Origin of the sequence: Methanohalophilus sp., assembly GCF_030156785.1 — an archaeon.
Lineage (GTDB): Archaea > Halobacteriota > Methanosarcinia > Methanosarcinales > Methanosarcinaceae > Methanohalophilus.
The window spans coordinates 41222-58212 of record NZ_JASGLW010000003.1 but is presented as its reverse complement, the minus strand read 5'-3'; the positions used below and the strand labels follow the sequence as shown (position 1 = coordinate 58212).

General features: G+C 40.6%; 18 protein-coding genes and 1 pseudogene. 13 read left to right on the top strand and 6 right to left on the bottom strand.

Annotation, left to right across the window (positions count from 1 at the left end; genetic code table 11):
* Nucleotides 1–37: 37 nt before the first annotated feature.
* The 3 genes from PWQ49_RS02515 to PWQ49_RS02505 are packed head-to-tail and all read left to right on the top strand — an operon-like array spanning nucleotide 38 to nucleotide 2076.
* Nucleotides 38–736 carry a phosphoribosyltransferase gene (locus PWQ49_RS02515; protein WP_300607351.1) on the top strand — a complete coding sequence of 233 codons (699 nt, stop codon included), beginning with the start codon at nucleotides 38–40 and terminating at the stop codon, nucleotides 734–736.
* 10 nt (nucleotides 737–746) lie between these two features.
* Nucleotides 747–1604, top strand: coding sequence for an S-methyl-5'-thioadenosine phosphorylase (gene mtnP / locus PWQ49_RS02510; RefSeq protein ID WP_300607348.1), 858 nt, complete (start codon nucleotides 747–749; stop codon nucleotides 1602–1604).
* A gap of 46 nt (nucleotides 1605–1650) precedes the next feature.
* On the top strand, nucleotides 1651–2076 hold the full coding sequence (locus PWQ49_RS02505) for a Zn-ribbon domain-containing protein (RefSeq protein ID WP_300607345.1): 426 nt from the start codon (nucleotides 1651–1653) through the stop codon (nucleotides 2074–2076).
* 204 nt (nucleotides 2077–2280) lie between these two features.
* On the opposite strand, the gene purQ is transcribed toward PWQ49_RS02505, so the two are convergent.
* The 4 genes from purQ to PWQ49_RS02485 form a co-directional block, all read right to left on the bottom strand.
* Nucleotides 2281–2970: a phosphoribosylformylglycinamidine synthase I gene (gene purQ / locus PWQ49_RS02500; RefSeq protein WP_300607343.1), complete on the bottom strand. Its 690-nt coding sequence runs from the start codon at nucleotides 2968–2970 to the stop codon at nucleotides 2281–2283.
* A complete protein-coding gene (gene purS, locus PWQ49_RS02495; protein WP_300607340.1) occupies nucleotides 2967–3218 on the bottom strand; it encodes a phosphoribosylformylglycinamidine synthase subunit PurS in 252 nt (83 codons plus the stop codon). Before purS ends, purQ begins: the two co-directional genes overlap by 4 nt.
* An 82-nt stretch (nucleotides 3219–3300) precedes the next feature.
* Nucleotides 3301–3804, bottom strand: a complete 504-nt coding sequence (locus PWQ49_RS02490; protein WP_363321797.1) for a CDP-alcohol phosphatidyltransferase family protein — start codon at nucleotides 3802–3804, stop codon at nucleotides 3301–3303.
* 168 nt (nucleotides 3805–3972) lie between these two features.
* Entirely contained in the window at nucleotides 3973–4437 is a 465-nt protein-coding gene (locus tag PWQ49_RS02485; protein ID WP_300607553.1) for a tetratricopeptide repeat protein, read from the bottom strand.
* A 324-nt stretch (nucleotides 4438–4761) separates the two neighbouring features.
* Here PWQ49_RS02485 and PWQ49_RS02480 point away from each other — a divergent pair, with 324 nt between their 5' ends.
* Genes PWQ49_RS02480 through pyk form a run of 3 tightly spaced genes read left to right on the top strand, consistent with a single transcriptional unit; the run spans nucleotide 4762 to nucleotide 8656 of the window.
* Nucleotides 4762–6903: a diphthine--ammonia ligase gene (locus PWQ49_RS02480; protein ID WP_300607338.1), complete on the top strand. Its 2142-nt coding sequence runs from the start codon at nucleotides 4762–4764 to the stop codon at nucleotides 6901–6903.
* 29 nt (nucleotides 6904–6932) lie between these two features.
* Nucleotides 6933–7124, top strand: coding sequence for a hypothetical protein (locus PWQ49_RS02475; RefSeq protein WP_300607336.1), 192 nt, complete (start codon nucleotides 6933–6935; stop codon nucleotides 7122–7124).
* 29 nt (nucleotides 7125–7153) lie between these two features.
* Nucleotides 7154–8656, top strand: a complete 1503-nt coding sequence (gene pyk, locus PWQ49_RS02470) for a pyruvate kinase (RefSeq protein ID WP_300607333.1) — start codon at nucleotides 7154–7156, stop codon at nucleotides 8654–8656.
* Nucleotides 8657–8662: 6 nt separating this feature from the next.
* On the opposite strand, the gene PWQ49_RS02465 is transcribed toward pyk, so the two are convergent.
* Nucleotides 8663–9748, bottom strand: coding sequence for a (Fe-S)-binding protein (locus PWQ49_RS02465; protein WP_300607331.1), 1086 nt, complete (start codon nucleotides 9746–9748; stop codon nucleotides 8663–8665).
* 102 nt (nucleotides 9749–9850) lie between these two features.
* On the opposite strand from PWQ49_RS02465, the gene PWQ49_RS02460 reads away from it, so the two are divergent.
* The 7 genes from PWQ49_RS02460 (at nucleotide 9851) to PWQ49_RS02435 (ending at nucleotide 15849) form a co-directional block, all read left to right on the top strand.
* The gene (locus PWQ49_RS02460) at nucleotides 9851–11089 is read left to right on the top strand and encodes a hypothetical protein (RefSeq protein WP_300607329.1); all 1239 of its coding nucleotides are present in this window, start codon (nucleotides 9851–9853) and stop codon (nucleotides 11087–11089) included.
* A gap of 78 nt (nucleotides 11090–11167) precedes the next feature.
* Nucleotides 11168–11674 carry an O-acetyl-ADP-ribose deacetylase gene (locus PWQ49_RS02455; RefSeq protein WP_300607550.1) on the top strand — a complete coding sequence of 169 codons (507 nt, stop codon included), beginning with the start codon at nucleotides 11168–11170 and terminating at the stop codon, nucleotides 11672–11674.
* Nucleotides 11671–12165 carry a metallophosphoesterase gene (locus tag PWQ49_RS02450; protein ID WP_363321794.1) on the top strand — a complete coding sequence of 165 codons (495 nt, stop codon included), beginning with the start codon at nucleotides 11671–11673 and terminating at the stop codon, nucleotides 12163–12165. Before PWQ49_RS02455 ends, PWQ49_RS02450 begins: the two co-directional genes overlap by 4 nt.
* 638 nt (nucleotides 12166–12803) lie before the next feature.
* The gene (locus tag PWQ49_RS08270; protein WP_363321793.1) at nucleotides 12804–12917 is read left to right on the top strand and encodes a symporter small accessory protein; all 114 of its coding nucleotides are present in this window, start codon (nucleotides 12804–12806) and stop codon (nucleotides 12915–12917) included.
* The gene (locus PWQ49_RS02445) at nucleotides 12917–14509 is read left to right on the top strand and encodes a sodium:solute symporter family protein (RefSeq protein ID WP_300607326.1); all 1593 of its coding nucleotides are present in this window, start codon (nucleotides 12917–12919) and stop codon (nucleotides 14507–14509) included. Before PWQ49_RS08270 ends, PWQ49_RS02445 begins: the two co-directional genes overlap by 1 nt.
* A gap of 68 nt (nucleotides 14510–14577) precedes the next feature.
* Nucleotides 14578–15360 carry a DUF1638 domain-containing protein gene (locus tag PWQ49_RS02440; protein ID WP_300607323.1) on the top strand — a complete coding sequence of 261 codons (783 nt, stop codon included), beginning with the start codon at nucleotides 14578–14580 and terminating at the stop codon, nucleotides 15358–15360.
* Nucleotides 15361–15402: 42 nt separating this feature from the next.
* Nucleotides 15403–15849 carry an FAD synthase gene (locus PWQ49_RS02435; protein WP_300607545.1) on the top strand — a complete coding sequence of 149 codons (447 nt, stop codon included), beginning with the start codon at nucleotides 15403–15405 and terminating at the stop codon, nucleotides 15847–15849.
* Here PWQ49_RS02435 and PWQ49_RS02430 read toward each other — a convergent pair.
* Nucleotides 15846–16988: pseudogene (locus PWQ49_RS02430) on the bottom strand (pyridoxal phosphate-dependent aminotransferase). The gene PWQ49_RS02435 and the pseudogene PWQ49_RS02430 sit on opposite strands and share 4 nt — an antisense overlap.
* Between the last annotated feature and the right edge of the window lie 3 nt (nucleotides 16989–16991).

The window sequence follows — 16991 nt, the reverse complement described above, 5'->3', positions numbered from 1 at the left end:
CCGAATCCTAATTTATCCTGAATCGGAGGGCAAAAGAATGGCATTGCCAGACAATTTTAAATGTGTTGTAACTAACTGGGATTACATTTACAACCTGTGCAGGAACGTTTCTGAACAAATTAAAGATGACGGATATGAACCGGATATCATAATTGCCCTTGCAAGAGGCGGATGGTTTGCAGGCAGAGTTCTTTGTGATTTTCTGAACCTTGATGATCTCAGCAGTCTCAAAATTGAACACTACATTGGTGCTGCAGAACATGGTGAAGAACCCCATATCAAGTATCCACTTGCCGACAAGGTTGCAGCCGGAAAAAAAGTCCTTCTTGTTGACGATATTACGGACACAGGGCAGAGCATGAAACACGCTAAGGAATATGTCCTGCAGCAGGACCCGAAAGAGGTTCGTACGGCAACACTGCAATATCTCTATAATTCCATATTTGAGCCTGACTACTGCGGAGATAAAGTATATGAATGGGCGTGGATAGTCTATCCATGGAACTTCATCGAAGATATGACGGACATCATAAGCGGGCTGATTATGAGGGATACTGAACATGATGTATGGGATATTCCCACAATTAAACATTCTCTTTACAAGAATCATTCAATTGAGCCAATATCTTTGGAAATGATCCAGCCAGGAAGGATTGCAGAAATCCTTAAAGAGATGGAGAGGCGGGGCATAGTTGAACAAGTAAATGCAGGAGAAGGCTTATGGAAAAAACTCTGAGGGATGAATAATGGAAAATGTGGATATTGCAATAATCGGAGGCAGTGGAGTATATGACGTGAGCCTGTTTGATAATGTAAAGCAGGTGGATGTTGATACACCCTTTGGAAGGCCATCCGATTTAATCACGGTTGGTGATTTTGGCGACAGAAAAGTCTGTTTCCTGCCAAGACATGGAAGCGGCCATCGCATATCCCCGTCCAACCTCAATTACCGGGCAAATATTTTCGCACTTAAGAAACTGGGAGTGAAGCAGATTATTGCTGCTTCCGCGGTTGGCAGCCTCAAAAAGGAACTTAAGCCACTTGACATTGTAATCCCTGATCAGATATATGATCGCACCAAATTTCGTCCTGCAACATTTTTTGATGATTTTGTGGTCCATATGGGATTTGCTGATCCGTTCTGCCCGAGCATGTCCAGAATGCTCTATGACATCTCTTCATCACGAGGGTACCGTACACACAATGGTGGCACCTATGTTTGCATTGAGGGACCACAATTTTCCACAAGGGCGGAATCAAAAGTCTACCAAAATCTCGGATTTGATATCATAGGAATGACTGCCATTCCTGAAGCCAAGCTTGCAAGGGAAGCTGAAATATGTTATGCCACCATTGCCACTGTGACTGATTATGACGTATGGCATGAGGAAGATGTCACAATAGAGTCCATTATCGAAAATGTAATGAAAAACGAAAAGACCGTACGTGAAATCATTAAGGAAACACTTGAAAAGTTACAACCGAATGACGATTGTATATGCAAGACTGCTCTTGCCGGTGCGATTACCACAGCAGAAGAACATATCCCGGATGATGCAAAACAAGAGTTAAAACCTCTTATCGGAAAGTATCTTAAAGGGTGAAAATACTGAGATATATAAATTAATTTCATATTGAAACGGTGAACAGATGCCACATAAATGTACCCGATGCGGATCTATCTTTGAAGACGGCGCCTCAATTATTCTTAACGGCTGCCCTAACTGCGGCTGGAACAAATTCCTCTATGTAATGCCTGAGAACGAGAAAAAACAAGAAGTTGCAGAAGAGCAGGTGAAGCCAGAGGTTTCCGAAGAAAAAAAGGAAAATGCACCATCGGAAGATTTCATCAAAGAAATTGATGATTTAATCGGCATCGAACGTCAGGAAAGAAGTGTCACAGAAGAAAACGGGAATAGAGTTGAATCTGTTCGGATACTTGCTCCCGGTTCCTATGAACTTAACCTTGATTCTCTCTTAAATCGTAAGGAAATTGTGATGGCTATTAAAGAAGACGGTACTTACGCCGTTGATCTTTCGTCCGTATTCAAGGGCAAGAAAAAGAAGAAAGGTTAAGCAAATGCCTATTATCCCAGAAGAAAGCATGTAAATAGAGAACTTTCCGGAAATTGCCATCTTAAGGGGATTTGACATCTAACCTGTTTCACAATTCCTTCTTATACTTTAATTCCACATTAGATGAAACACGCAATATCCAGTAGCAATCCCTTGAAAACTATAATTAGTATAAGTAGTATTTATATTTTTGAAACATCCTCATTAACTAATGTGTTCAACCATTGATTTGAACATTGCAAGACCATCTGCAGAACCAAGGATTTCTTCAGAAGCCCTTTCGGGATGCGGCATGAGTCCGACAACGTTCCCCTGAAAATTGCTGATTCCTGCAATGTTGTTTCTGGAACCATTTGGATTTGCTTCTTCTGTTGCATTGCCGTTTTCATCAACGTATCTAAAAACAACCTGACCATTGTCCTCAAGGTTTGCAAGCCTTGTATCGTCTATGAAATAGTTCCCATCCTTATGTGCAATTGGAATACGGACAATCTGACCCTTCCTGAAGTTAGAAGTAAAGGGAGTATCAGTATTTTCTACTTTAAGATATGTCCATTCACACCTAAATTTTGGGTAACGGTTGGTAGTAAGAGCACCCTCAAGAAGACCTGCTTCTGTTAGGATCTGGAAACCATTGCAAATTCCCAGGATTGGTTTTCCATCTTCTGCCATTTTGCGTACAGAATCCATTATAGGCGTTCGGGAAGCAATAGCTCCTGAGCGCAGATAGTCACCATAAGAAAAACCTCCAGGGATTATCACAGCATCATAATCACTGAGATCTGCATCCTTGTACCACACAAGATTGGCATCTGCATCCACCACAGCTTTCAATACATGCAGTACATCAAGGTCGCAATTACTTCCACCAAACTGCACGATTGCGATGCTCATTCAATCTCCCTCAAATCAATTATATAATCATGAATGATGGGATTTGCAATTAGTTTCTGGCACATTTGGTCTATTTGCTCACGAGCCTTGTCTGCAGATTCAGCTTCGAGCTCGATGAGATATTCTTTTGCACTCCGGACACTGTTAGGATGGTAGCCAAGGTGTTCGAGAGCGCGTTTGATTGTGGTACCTTCAGGATCCAGCATCCCTGCTTTGAGTTTAACGGTGACTTCTGCAAGATAGAGCATTTTAGGTCCTCTGAAATTGTTTTAGCATCAAAGATATAAAGCAATCAGGCAGTTTAAACACTTGCAATTATATAATCTTTGTTCACAATCTACCTTTTGCGGAGATAATCCTTTGTAATAAAGTTATGTGGGTAATAATAGCAACAAATGCTAAAATAGGCCCCAAGAATCCTGTGAATGCACCAATCATCAGTAGAATCATGCGTTCGGAACGCTCGGCAATTCCTACATTGAGAACACCGGAGCCGGCAGCTTCAGCCCTTGCGCGTGTGTAGCTTACCATAAATGAACCAATCATTGCAAATATGCACCAGAGCCATAGATCTGCACCAAAAAGGCTGGATTTTATACTACCTGATACCAGTCCGTAAATAATTCCTGCAAAAATCAATGCATCTGCATAGCGATCACAAACCGAATCAAGTACTCCCCCAAACGGTGTGGTAAAATTTGAAGCCCTTGCCACTGCTCCATCTAAAACATCAAAAATACCACTGAGCAAAAGCAGGATTCCACCTAATACCAATTCACCACGTGCAAACATCAGGGCTGCTATTGCACTTACAACAAGTCCAAGAACAGTTATGACATTTGGAGATAAAGGAATCCTAGAAGCAACAGGAAGAATTCCTACTCTTACGGTATCTTTTAAATTACCTAGAATTCGACACCCCTCGCATTGTTTATTTTTAGAATAAAGGGATTCTTAGTATTAAATAATGACTGGACTTCAGATTAAGCTATGATGAAAATATCAATTATCACTTTCTTCGGCTGATAATTTTCGAATTACTTTTTGCATGTTTGATTTGGCGTCGTCGTAGTCAGGATCAATGTGCAAGACTTTGGTAAAACATTTGATTGCGTCCTCATATTCCCCGAGATATGAATGGGCAATTCCTTTATTGTTCCACACAAAAGCTTTTTTCTCATCGGTCATGGAATCTCTATCAAAGGAAATATTTTCATAGCATTTTATCGCATCCCTATACTTACCAAGCATACAAAGCATTAAGCCTTTGTTAATCCATGCATTATCATAAGATGGATCAAGCTTAAGAACTTCTTCGAAGCATGAAAGAGCACATTCCAGATCACAAAGGTTAGAGTAAGCAATTCCTTTATTGTACCATATAAAGGGATTATCAGAATCAAGAGTAAGGGCTTTTTCAAAGCATTCAATTGCTTTTTCATACTCAGCCAAATCACAGTGGGCAATACCCTAGTTCATCCATACGAGGGCAACTGCTTCATCGTCCCATAGAAGCGGATCTCTTGGGCCTTCGATGACCTATGAGTAATATTTGATTTTGTCTTCAGGATATTCCGAGTGAAATCCGGTCTGGAACCATTTTTCAGCAGTTTTGTCTTCAGATAACACGATAAGACGCTCACTAATGCCTACTAATATAATCCGTTATAATGATTATGATAAAACTTATAGTCAACGTTAAACTTCAAATACTTATTGTTTCTTTTTAAGCTGTCAAGTTGAGCTATTAATAAATCCAAGTCTATATTGCATCACGGAAGTTTCCCCATCATGAGCAGAATTGCGGCATATTTCGATCAAAACCTACAAAAATCTTTTTTAGAACGCATAATAGATGAATTGAATAAGCGAGGGCATGCTAACATACAGATATACTCTGAAAAAAAAGGAAGGTTACTTGATAATATTATTGAATGTGAATTACCCGGTCGCACAAGCATGATAATTGAAGCTTCTGCATGTACAAAATATGGGCGCGAGATTGCAGAAAACATTATCGTAGCAGATTGCGACATCTATAACCTCGAGGAGTTGGTGGAACAAAACAAGCTAAACATTGACAAATCCAATGCAGTCCTGAAAAAATTAATTAGTGAATGTCTGCAGGACATTGATTATACCGGGAAAAGTGTTGCTGAAAATCTGGACAAAGCACTCAGGAACGTAAGAGGGGCTTACACAATAATAGGCAAAGTTGGCAATTATGTGTTTATTGCCTGCGATATTGAAGGACTGAAAGCTATCTGGTACACTTCTGAAATCGGATTTGCAGCAGCCTCCGAAAAAAAGTTTCTCCCAGAGGATGTAAATCCCAAAAAGCTAAATCCCCGGAAAATACTCATTTATGACTCAAAGGAAAAAAACTGTACTTTATTTGAAAGGACTCACAATTTCGGAATAAAAAAGATAGAAAAGAACTGTGAAACTGCTGGCAAAGAATTATCAGTATTGCTTGAAGAAACTACTGCAATACGTATACCAGTTGAACCATTTGGAATTTTATTTTCAGGAGGATTGGATTCATCCCTTATTGCAGCCATCTGCAAGAAGATTCGACCTGAGAATCGGTTTACCTGTTACACAGCAGGTTTTGAAGGAGAAACTGAAGCTCCTGATATAGAACATGCAAAAAAAGTTACCGAAAGACTTGGTGTCCCATTAAAGGTTGTAAGTATTTCACTTGAACAGGCGGAAAGCTATCTGAAAAAACTCGTCCCACTGCTTGAAACAACATCTGTTCCAATGCTTGGAGTGGCCCTTGCCCTTTATGCAGCGACAAAAGCAGCCAGTGAAGATGGGATAAAAGTCCTTCTTACTGGAAGTGGAGCCGATGAAATGTTCGGTGGATATGGTCGCCACAAATTTGTCGAAAACCTTTCCGAAGAATGCCTGAAGGATACGCTTGGTATACATATTCGTGATACCTATCGTGATGAACTCATCGGTTCAGAATGCGGTATTTCTTTGAGGGCACCGTTTCTTGACAGGAAAGTTATGGAGTATGCACTGAATCTTCCTGAGAACTGCAAAATGCATGATAATGAGAACAAATACATTTTAAGGCTGATAGCTGGGAAACTTGGAATGGATACTGAAACTGCACAAAGGCCGAAGAAGGCTGCACAGTATGGGAGTCGCTCTGATAAGGCAATTGAGAAACTGGCAAAAAAGCATGGATTTAAGCTTAAATCTGAATATCTTAAAAGTCTGGTAAAAAAAGAAAAAACGCCATTAGGTGTGCTTTTTAGTTCAGGAAAGGACTGTAATTATGCCCTTCACCTAATGCATGAGCAGGGATATCCAATCAGGTGTCTCATTACGGTTCGAAGCCAGAATCCCGATTCATACATGTTCCACACGCCTAACATAAATCTTGCACAGATGCAGGCCTATGCAATGGGAATCCCGCTTATTGAATGGAATACTAAAGGGGAAAAAGAAGTAGAGCTTGAAGACCTGAAAAATGCAATCCAAAAAGCAATGGAAGATTTCGGAATCAAGGGAATTATTACTGGAGCCCTGCACTCGAACTACCAGAAAGAAAGGATCGATAATATCTGCAGGGAACTTGGAATCGAGGTATTTTCTCCTCTTTGGGGGATGGATCAGGAACAAGAGATGAGAGAACTGCTTGATTATGGTTTTTCGTTTATCTTCAGCAGCATTGCAGCATATGGATTAAGCAGTAGCTGGTTAGGGAAAGTAATAACTGAATATGACATTGAAAAGCTGGCAAATCTGCATGAGAAGATAGGATTAAACATTGCCGGCGAAGGTGGGGAATTTGAGAGTTTTGTGCTGGATGCTCCTCTTTTCAGGAAGCGAATCCATATACTGGAAAGTCGGATTGTAGAGCTGGATGAGTACACCGCACGCTTTGTAATTGAAAAAGCTAAATTGGTTGACAAATAAAATGTATGTATCTAATTGGAGGGTTACAAATGAAAAATAATAATTCCAACAACAAGAAAGGCGAACTTGGGGATGAAGAAATCGAGGACACCGAAGAGGAAATCAAAGACTGGTGCGAGTCTTTTGTCGAACCTGAAAATGAGATGACTGATGCCGACAGGCAAATCAGTGAATGGTGCCGTCTGGAAGTAGGTAAAAAAAAGAAAGATAGCAATGAATAAAAAAACAGAATCATCCAGGGGTTAAATAAATGGATCTTCCTGATCACCAAACTAAAATTGTGTGTACAATAGGCCCGGTTTCTTCTCCCGAAAGCAAACTGAAGGAACTGATTCTTGCAGGCTTGAACGTTGCTCGGATTAATTTTTCTCATGGTGACATTGAGCAACACCGAAATACGATCAAAAATATCCGCAAAGCGGCTTCGGATCTTAATTCTATCGTAAATATAATGGCTGACCTACCCGGGCCTAGGATCAGGGTAGGAAACATGGGAGATGAACCGGTTACCCTGAGAACAGGAGATCGTGTTTACCTGACCACGGATGAAATTGAAGGTAATTCTAAGATAATTCCTGTCAATTATAGCAAACTATACGAAAGCATTAGCCCGAATTCACATGTATATCTCAATGATGGTTTCATACAGTTACTGTGTCGGAAAGTCACGGAAAAGGGTGTCGAATGCGATGTTATGGTCGGTGGAATACTATCGTCACATAAGGGAGTGAATCTTCCTGGTTCAAAGCTTTTTATCGACTCAATTACCAAAAAAGATCTGGAGTTTATGGATTTTGCCCTTTCAGAAGGAATTCATACATTCAGCCTCTCATTTATCGAAAAAGCAGATGATATCAAAAAAGCTCGTGAGTTTGCTGCAAGCAGAGGCAAAAATGTCTACCTTATTGCAAAAATCGAAAGAGAATCTGCTGTCCAGAACATAGATTCGATTATCGAAGAATCGGATGCAATTATGCTTGCACGCGGAGATCTTGGAGTAGAAGTTCCAATTGAGGGAGTGCCGATACTCCAGAAAGTAATAATCCATAAAGCAAACCTTGTGGGCAAACCTGTCATTACCGCAACTCACATGCTTGAGTCTATGATCGAGAACAATCGCCCCACAAGAGCAGAAGTCACTGACGTTGCAAATGCAATCCTTGACGGCACTGATGCAGTAATGCTCTCTGGTGAAACCACAATTGGGAAGTATCCGGTTGAATCGGTCAGGATGATGACAAAAATTGCCGAAAGGACCGAAAAATGGAGAAATGAGACCGGATGGGGTCTTGATATCTTAACCAAAGGAATTGACAAAATAGCAACGTCTATTCGTGCAAAGTATGGAGAAGGAGATAAGTGCAGTTTGGTAGGGGAGATGGACAGTATGGCAATGTCAATCAGTGATGTGATTGCATTGCAGGTAAATGAGGCCATCCAGAAGCTGGATCTTGATTATGTTATTACCCCTACCGTTACCGGAAGAACGCCACGGCATATTTCCCGGTTCAAGCCACAACGTTGGATTTTTGCATTGAGCAGCCATCGTGATATATGTGAGCAACTTACGTTATCATATGGAGTATATCCAATTTGCATTGAAAACGAAAAGCCAGATTGGGAATATCGCACTACTGAAATCCTGAAAAACATGGGTATTTCAAGCTGTGGTGATCTTGTAGTTCTCACAAGAGGTACGAAATCTGAAACAGGACGCGGCACAAACATGCTCAAAATATTCCAGATTGTCTGACAGGCATCACAAAACCCTTTCGGCAATAAGGGAAGTGATATCCTGCATGTCAAGGGTTTCACCACATTCCTTGCAAGTACCTTCAAGATGATAAAGGCAAAACGGGCAATATGAAATCAGTTTTACATTCTTTTTTTTGGCTTTCTCGATTGTAAGCATTGCAACTTTTTTGGACACTTCCGGATAATTGGGTTTAACACCTGCGGGAGCTCCACAACACATATTTGTCTCAAACAGTTCATCCGTATCAAAACCAAGTGAGAATATTATGTCCCGGAATATTTCCCAGTCCTCTCTTAATGGACAGGCATCCCTCAAAGCAACTTTGCCTTCGCCTTTTTTTGGAACCAGTATACCTTTATCAATCATTTCTTTAAAGAGGAAAGATGATAAAATCACTTCAAAACTTGATTTCCTGAAAAGAAGCGGGTATTGTTTTCCGAGCACTTCATAGCAACCGGGACATGATACAATTAATTTTGTTACACCTAAGGATTCTATGTAAGTTACGTATTTTTCCGCGTGCAATGCTGCATCATCAAGATGACCGTTGTCGATGAGAAATAAACCGCAACATTTCTCTTCAGCCAATAACATTGGCTTAACGCCTGCAGCATTCAGAAGTCTTATTGTATCTCGAGCAATTTCCGGATGAGCAAACGATGCCCAGCATCCTCCCATATAGGCAACATCGGATTTTTCCGATAATTCAAGATCATCGCTGACCCAGTCAAACCGATTTGAATCATCCATGTGCCCTGGAACATTCCTTTCAAGGATATTCTGAACTATTTGTCCGGTACGCTGAGGTTCAAGTCCTTGCTCTGAAAGGAGTTGCCTTTCCCGCTGGATAATAGAAGTAATGGGGATATTTATCGGACATACGGCATCACATGCACCACATCTTGTCGAAAGATAAACATTATCGATATCTTCTTCCGAAATGGATTCATTTGCCTCTATTCTGGAGAGAAGACGTAATTTCGATTGCGGGGAAAAATTTTCATTTTCAGTAGCTATCACTATCGGACAGACATCGATACATTTCCTGCAATTGATACATGAGTCCGCATATTTCTGTAACGACATCATCAAAAAGCCTCAGAATAATTACTTAAGATATACTGCCACTATTTTTACTGTTGCTATAGCAATAAAGTTATTCAAGAATAACATTGGATGAGTTGATTTAAGATGACAAGTATCCTGTTATTTATAATAACACTTTTGATGATAACTATCATACTGTGGCGTTTCAGGATACCTCCTTTTTTTGCTCTGACAGGAGCAGCCCTGTTCTACGGATTCCTTTCAGGAATGCAGGAAATGACAATTGTCCTCACAACGCAGAGTGCAGGAAAAATATTTTCTTTGCTTGCTATCCCTATTTTTTGTGGTTCCCTTATCGCACAGGTTGTAAGGCATGAAAACTATGGATCAAGATTTGTTTCTGATATTGAAAAGGTATCAAAAAAGCCTGCCTTATCATCGGGAATTGTGGGATACCTGCTTTCAATTCCGCTGATGTGCTGCATGACAGCCTACGTTGTAATGGTGCCACTTATAGAAAACCTGAAAGTTGAAGAAAATGTCAAGAAAAAGTGCTTCTACACTGCAGCAATTGGTAGCACCCTTTCCTTTGTGCTCCTGTATCCTCTGCCAGTACTATACAGCATTACAACCAATCTGGGAATTAAAGATGTGGCAACCTTTAACGGAATAACTATACCGATTTCAATTGTATTACTGGTTATTGGTTACCTCATACTCTGGAAAAAAGATGTTCATACAGATACATGGAAAGGCAGTGATGAATTAACCAAAAGCATATCATACATTGCATGGATTCCAATAATCTTGCCGATTATGTTGCTTGCCGCCGGCTATGCTTACCGGGGATTCAGCCTCCTGACAAACATTAATCTAGCCATGTTTCTTGCTGCTTTATTCTCTTTGTTGCTTCTTAAGGAAAAAAACCGCAGCATTGTTTTTGAAAACGGAACAAAAAATGCAGGAATAATTATGCTTGATCTTTGCGGGGCCGGAGCATTGGGAGGAGTAATTGCAGCAAGTTCTTTTGCAAATGATGCATACCTTCTGCTTGAAGGTTTATTTCCTGTAATAGTGATCCCGTTTGTTCTTGCAGCACTTGTGCAAACAGCACAGGGTTCAAGGGTTGTGACTGCAATTGTTGCATCATCGATTATTGCGCAGAGCTCTTATGCAGCCTGTATCACTCAACCCTCTCAGATTCTTATGATTTCGGCAGGAACGTTGATTGTGCCATATATGACAGACCCCTATTTCTGGCTGATCCATCGAACAACCCGGGATCCGATTAAAAAAATTATTTACAATTATACCCTTCCGCTGGCGATACTTGGAATTTTGCTTTTCATTGCAACTCTTATACTTGATACCTTTGTGTTCTGATACCCGATATTTATTAATCCGAATAGGAATCACCTGTCTTGTATGGACCATCCAAAAATAGAAATCATCTAGGGAGACATTGTTAAACAGCACGTTGATGCAATTGTTAATGCTGCAAACAACACCCTTCTTGGGGGTGGCGGGGTTGATGGTGCTATTCACAGGGCTGCAGGACCTGGGCTTCTTGAAGAATGTCGTACCCTCGGAGGTTGTAAAACCGGCGATGCAAAGATAACAAGGGGTTATAATCTTCCTGCGAAATGGGTAATTCATACTGTTGGACCGGTCTGGAAGGGCGGGAAAGACAGGGAAGATGAAATACTGGAGCGGTGTTATCTGAACTCTCTCACACTTGCTGTTGAGAATGGGATTAAGACAATCGCTTTTCCAGCAATAAGTACTGGAGCATATCGTTTTCCAATTCCAAGAGCTGCAAAGATTGCAGTTGAAGCAATTCATAATTTCTTATTACATAACAATGAAATTGATAAAGTAATAATAGTTTGTTACAATAATGAAACCTTTTTAAGGTACATGGAATCACTCACTCAAATAATAAACAACAATTCTAACGAGGCAGAATGATGATCGGTATAATCTCAGACACTCACGATAACCTTGAAGCAGTAGAAGATGCAATTGAAATTCTCAATAATAAAGGAGTCACTGCTGTGCTCCATGCAGGAGACCTCGTCTCCCCCTTCATGGCACGTGCATTTAGCAAACTAGAGCCTGAATTGTACATGGTTTTCGGGAACAACGAGGGCGATAAAATAACTATTAAAAGTTGGTTTGAGGTATTTGGAGCCACTATATATGGGAATTTTGCATCCCTTGAAATTGAAAACCGTAAAATCGCACTTCTCCACGGAACCAACGAAAAAATTATTGATTCCCTCGCAAAATCAGGGAATTTCGATCTTGTAGTGCGAGGTCATACACACGAGCCGTCAATTAAGCAAATCAGTGGAACTCTTGTAATCAATCCAGGTGAATGCTGTGGTGTTCTTAGTGGGAAAAGGACACTTGCCTTTTGGGATCCAGATACCAATGAAGCTGAAATAATTGAGTTTTAATAAAAATCATTAATTTTTGATAAAAGAGAGGAGGGGGTACTTTTGTACCCCGTGTCTGAATGGCTTTCATTTTAATAACAATTATCTATTAATAAGTAACACGTAGTTATACTTTATGGTTAAGCAAATAACAATCATCGTTTTTTAAAGATCAGATATATTATATGTGTTAAATATTCAGCAGCATTGTGCATTATTATTGTAAAAGTGATCCCCTCAAGATTGAGTCGGTATTAATATTTTCCTCTAATTCAATATGAAGATCAAGAACTCATTCAACCTGTATTAGATTGTACCAATTAAATCCTAGCATTTCTAAAAAGAGAGTGAATATGCATCTTGATTTTATTTAAGAAAGTAAATTCCTTGTTCTATTTTCAAGATGCATTTAAGAGGATCAGATGGGTTGAAGAACTGAGAAGTGAAGAAATACAATGATTCTTGTGGCAGGAAAACTGAGTTTATCCACACAATGTTAAAGAGAAACTCTTTTTTTCATTGTACAACTTATAGCATTGTTACTCGTTTTTCACCATCGTTCGGCATTGTTACATAGAAAGTTTCAAATATGTTACATATAACCTAACACATGTAATATGTTACATGTTAACACATGTCGGTAATCAGAGGTAGCTTAAATGCTTGGTATTGATGATCCTTATATCTGGAGTGCATACATCCTTTGCATCGTAAGTGCAGTTGGATGTGCAGTGTATGGTCTTTTAAAATGGAATGAAGAGGAGGAAGAATAATGGCTGTAAGCACAGCACTCTTTGGAATCGTAATACTGATATACCTTCTTCTTGTTTTCTGGTGTGGCTGGCTTGCATACAAACGTACCCGAGAAGTTGACGACTATATGGTGGCAGGAAGAAAAGTCCATCCTGTTATCCTTGCACTTTCTTACGGTGCGGCTTTTATCAGTACCGCAGCTATTGTTGGTTTTGGAGGAGTGAGTGCAACCCTTGGCCTTGGAACCCTGTGGCTAGTATTCATGAACATCGTAGTCGGAATTTTCATTGCCTTTGCAATTTTCGGATCGCGTACTCGTCGTATGGGAGTGAACCTTAATGCAATAACCTTCCCGGAACTTCTGGGAAAAAGATTCCAGTCACGTTTCATACAGGGATTTTCCGGTGCCCTGATTGGTTTGTTTATGCCCCTCTATGCAGGAATAGTCCTCATCGGCGGAGCAAGGTTTGTGGAAACTGCTCTGGGAATTGATTATGATGTAGCAGTTTTGATTCTTACAGTAATGGTCGCAGCCTATGTAATTACCGGTGGTTTACTTGCAGTAATGTACACTGATGCCCTTCAAGGCGGACTTATGATTGTAGGTATGGCAATACTTCTTGTATTGACCTATGCCAAACTGGGAGGTGTCGTGGAAGCCCATCAGGCACTTACTAACATGGCATATCTTGTCCCTGAAAGTTTGAAAGCAGGCGGTCATACCGGCTGGACTTCCATGCCAGCGTTCGGCACACCAATATGGTGGACTATGGTATCAACAATCATTCTTGGTGTTGGAATTGGAGTACTGGCCCAGCCACAACTTGCAGTTCGTTTCATGACAGTAGACAGCAAGAAGTCCCTCAACAGGGCTGTTTTTGTTGGAGGACCTTTTATTCTTATGATGGCAGGAGTAGCTTACATTGTAGGCGCACTTTCAAATGTTTATTTTTTTGAGACGGAGGGAGTTATTTCGCTAGTTGCAGCCGGCGGGAATATGGATTCAATCATGCCCAAATACATTAACAGTGCAATGCCTGATCTGTTTGTGGTCATCTTCATGATAACACTTCTTGCAGCAGCAATGTCAACCATGAGCTCACAATACCATACAATGGGAACTGCAATTGGTCACGATTTCTTTAAGGAATTCCTTATGAAAGGAAAATCTCGACAGACTGTAACCGTTACAAGAATGGGAATTTCCGTTACAATTATTATCAGTGTCATTCTGGCTTACACCCTTCCGATAAGCATCGTCGCCAGAGGAACTGCAATTTTCTTCGGGCTTTGTGCAGCAGCATTCCTCCCGATGTATGCAGGAGCATTGTTCTGGAAAAGAATGACTAAAGAGGGTGCAATTGCAAGCCTTATCGTAGGTACATTCAGCAGTCTTTTTTGGCTGACATTTGTCCACGCAAAAGAAGCTGTACCCCTTGGGATCTCACAGGCTCTTTTTGGAGTAGATACAATCCTTACAGGAACGTGGACACTGGTAGATCCAATCCTTGTTGCAACACCTATTGCAGCAATAGCAGCAGTTGTGGTGAGTCTGGCAACAAAACCTACCCCACAAGAACACATTGATTTCTGCTATAAAGGATGCAAATAACTCCAAACACGTCAGTGTTAAATACAGGCAAACTGTAAACTCAGGTTAAGGTAAACGGAGGAGAAGGATTGTCTGTATTAACACTTATTTGCTGCAGGATGTTTGAAGATGAAGTTGTATATCTTTTGGAAGAAGATCCTCGCATTACTGACATTATAGTTATTGAAAATGGTGAGTCTGAAGGAATCCGGCAAAAGCTGGAAGCTTCAGGGGTTCAGCATCATCTTAACAGATTGGAAGCACTCAATGATGATCTCGACAAAGACGGATTCAATGTAGTTGTCCAGATACTTGAATTTGCATTGCATGCAATACCTGCAAAGCTAAAAGATGAGGTTTATGCAAACATAAACAAATTTACTCCTTATTCCGATGGCATTCTCCTTTTCTACGGGCTATGCGGTAATATCCTGAGGAACGTAGAAAAGGATTTTGAAGACCATCCGTGCAAAGTTGCTATCCTGAAAGAACCCAATGGAGAAATTATTGATGACTGCATTGGAGCCGTCCTTGGGGGAAGGGATGCCTACCTCAAAACCCTGAAAAGTTTCAATGGAGAAGGAACGTTTTTTCTGACACCGATGTGGGCAGCTAACTGGAGGGACATGCTTGTTTCATCCGGTTTTGGAAGTGATCGGGATGACATTGAGACATCCCGTTTTGTTTTTGAAACGGTGGGATACAAACACGTTGCCAGAGTTGAAACCGGGCTTAACTATGAGAAGGAGTTCTACACACAGGTTGAGGATTTTGCAGAAATCTTTAATTTTGACATTATGAATATTTCTGCTAGCCTTGATACACTCAAAGCATGTTACTATAATGTTCGGGATGCTGTCCTTGAAGGTTAATTGAGTAAGTTCAAAAATCCTAAATAGTTTGTTGCTTATGGAATCCAAACAGGTGATATTTTGAAGAGAGTACTTGCAACCGGTACATTTGATCTGCTTCATCCCGGACATCTCTTTTTTCTTGAGGAAGCAAAGAAGCTGGGGGATGAATTATACGTAATCGTTGCAAGGGATTCAAAAATCGAGCACAAACCCAGACCAATTGTTCCAGAAAAACAAAGGGCTAAGATGATTGCAGCATTAAAGATTGTAGATCACGCTATTCTGGGAAGCGAAAACGATATTTTTGAGCCTCTCAAAAAAATCCAGCCTGATGTAATAGCTCTTGGCCATGATCAGGTTTTTGATTCTGATAAATTAAAAGAGGAACTTGCAAAAAGGGGATTCAAACCTGAAATTGTAAGAATCAAAAAATCAGAATCCTGCGAATTTTGCAGCAGCGGAAGCATAATAAAAGAAATTCTAAAAAGAAATGGAAAAAGGGATTAAAGAAGACATTCTTCAATCCTTTTCAGGGCTTCCCTTATTCTTTCCTGTGAAGTTGCATAAGAAATTCTTACAAAATTCTTGCCGCTTGCACCAAATGCAGACCCCGGTGTTAAAGCAACATGGGCCTCTGAAAGCAGCTTTTCTGCAACACTATCTCCGTCACCATATTCACTGACGTCTGCAAATGCGTAAAAAGCACCCTCAGGTTTGTTGCATTTGATCCCTATTGCATTCAATCCGTCAATCAGGATATCGCGTCTTTTCCGGAATTCTTCTACCATTGCTGTTACTGCTTCCTGTGATCCTTCCAGTGCAGCAACTCCTCCATATTGAGCGAAAGTCGTGGCACTGCTTACGGAATGGGAGTGAATTTTCTTGAATCCCTGAAGCAGTTCCGAATTTGCATGAACATAACCAAGCCTCCAGCCAGTCATTGCATAGGCCTTGGAGAAACCATTTACAGTGATAGTGCGCTCTTGCATACCATCCATTGCACCGATACTGAGGTGCTCACGTTCGTAAACAATTTTTTCATAGATTTCATCCGAAAGTACGAGAAGATCGTGGTCAATTGCCAGATCGGCAATGTTTTTGAGTTCTTCCTTACCAAAAACTCCTCCTGTGGGGTTACACGGGCTGTTTACCACAATAATGCGTGTTTTGTCCGTAATGTAGTCAGCAACATCCACAGGCATAAATCCGTTATCAGGGTTTGTAGGAACCCAGACCGAGTTGGCACCTGCAAATCTGATACATGGATCATAAGAAACCCATGCAGGATCAAAAATAATAGCCTCATCATTGTCATCCAGTACTGACATCAGTATTTCAAAAATTGCCTGTTTTGCTCCGGGAGTGACAAGTATATCGGAAGCCATTGCATCAAGACCGTTTTCAGATCTCAGTTTATTGGCAATAGCTTCTCTTAGCTTTGGAATGCCAGGAGACGGTGCATAATGAGTAGCTCCATTCTAAAGTGCTTCAATGGCAGCATCCGATATATGCTTAGGTGTATCAAAATCGGGTTCACCAAGGCTGAAGCTTATAACGTCAATCCCATCGCTTTTCATTTGATTTGCAATATTTGCAATACGAATAGTAGGTGACTCACCCACACGTTTTAAGCGTGAAGAAGGCATAAG